This is a genomic window from Oleiphilus sp. HI0043 (genome assembly GCF_001634935.1).
Genome location: NZ_LWEY01000325.1, coordinates 1 through 548 on the forward strand (window position 1 = coordinate 1; position 548 = coordinate 548).

Annotated in this window: 1 protein-coding gene; it reads left to right on the forward strand. The window is 45.4% G+C overall.

What is annotated here, in order from left to right:
* Nucleotides 1-548: polysaccharide biosynthesis protein (locus A3729_RS04430; RefSeq protein ID WP_156497661.1), on the forward strand; the 548-nt coding region annotated here is incomplete at both ends.

Sequence of the window (548 nt, forward strand, 5' to 3'; positions counted from 1 at the left end):
TTATCAAATTGAGCAAGAGATTTCCAAGTATATTCAAAAACATACATTAAAGACTGAAGTGCATGCCATTATGGGCTCTGTGCAGAAACAGCATCGCATGGAAGTTATCATGAAGAGCTACGCTGTCGAAACGGTCTACCATGCCGCAGCTTACAAACATGTTCCTTTGGTAGAACACAATGTCATTGAAGGTGTTCGCAATAACGTCTTTGGCACTTGGTATTGTGCCGAAGCGGCGATTAAAGCAGGGGTAGATACCTTTGTGTTAGTTTCAACCGATAAGGCTGTTCGCCCGACTAATGTGATGGGCGCAACCAAGCGTTTATCGGAGCTTGTACTTCAAGGCTTAGCCCAGCGCCAGAACGATACACGTTTTTGCATGGTTCGCTTTGGCAATGTATTAGGTTCTTCGGGTTCTGTTGTACCGCTGTTTCGTAAGCAAATTAATGATGGTGGCCCGGTAACGGTAACGCACCCTGATATTACTCGCTATTTTATGACCATTCCTGAAGCAGCCTTGTTGGTACTTCAAGCAGGCTCAATGGGCG